This is a genomic window from Vibrio sp. 811 (assembly GCF_033339195.1).
Genome location: NZ_JAWOUB010000356.1, coordinates 1 through 733, shown reverse-complemented (window position 1 = coordinate 733; position 733 = coordinate 1). Strand labels below are relative to the sequence as shown.

1 protein-coding gene is annotated in these 733 nt (G+C 44.7%); it reads left to right on the top strand.

What is annotated here, in order from left to right; genetic code table 11:
- Positions 1-733, top strand: a 733-nt coding sequence (locus R7Q46_RS26840) for a choice-of-anchor I domain-containing protein (RefSeq protein ID WP_411978776.1), incomplete at both ends; no start/stop codon positions are given.

Sequence of the window (733 nt, the reverse complement as noted above, 5' to 3'; positions counted from 1 at the left end):
AAAATTGTCGCTTTAGGGGAAAAGTCTTGGTCAAATTCAAAGCTGGACGCCTCAAATAAAGATAAGATCATCGGCAATTTGAAAAGCTATCCGCAGCTGGTTGGCTTGTACATGCCCGACACGCTAGACAGTTACTCTGTCAACGGCCAAACCTACATTGTTTCAGCCAACGAAGGGGATGGTCGCGAATATGGTTTTAAAACCACTCAAGCTGAATGTGATCAAGCAGGGCTCAAGTGGGATGAGGATGACTATCAAGGTACGCCAGATTACACCAATGTCAAAGGCTCCTGTTTGAGCCATATCGACGAAGTCCGTGGCAAAAAACTCAAAGTTACGACCGACCACCCTCTTGCTGAAGCTCTAAAAAACAACAAACAGCTAGCTAGACTCAAAGTTATCAAACCAAACCACACATTAAACGCAGAAGAAAACGTTCAAGCATTTGGCGCGCGTTCATTCTCAATTTGGAATGAAAATGGTGAGCTAGTTTTTGATAGTGGAGACGATTTCGCAACAGTTGCCCTCTTGAACGAAGGTAAACACTTCAACAGCACAAACGACAGCAACAGTAGCGGTGATGACAGAAGTGATGATAAAGGCATCGAGCCAGAAGCCATCGAAGTAGCGAAAATCAATGGGCGATACTACGCATTTATCGGTTTAGAGCGCCAAGGCGGTATTATGGTTTACGACATCACCGAGCCAAAACAAGCGCAATTCTTGCACTATG